Annotated in this window: 1 protein-coding gene; it reads right to left on the reverse strand. The window is 64.8% G+C overall.

What is annotated here, in order from left to right:
- Positions 1 to 256, reverse strand: a 256-nt coding sequence (locus ACPYOI_RS36500; protein WP_481424233.1) for an HflX-like GTP-binding protein, incomplete at both ends; no start/stop codon positions are given.

A 256-nucleotide genomic window follows, 5' to 3' on the forward strand; every position in this document is an offset into this window, starting at 1 on the left:
TGGTCCGGTCGATCACCTTGACGTCCAGTGCCTTCTCAAGCGCGATCATCTGGCCCGGGCTCAGCTCACCGTCGCAGACCACGGTATCTGCACCGGTTTCTTGCACCACGGACTTCAGCTCCTCGACCTTGCCGCGGCCGATATAGGTGCCGGAATCCGGCTTGTCGCGCCGCTGGTAGAGCATCTCGGCCACCTCGGAGCCTGCGGTTTCGGCCAGGGCTCGCAGTTCCTCCAGGCTCGCCTCCACCTGCGCGAT

Source organism: Rhizobium sp. SVR5-2C (assembly GCF_056755115.1).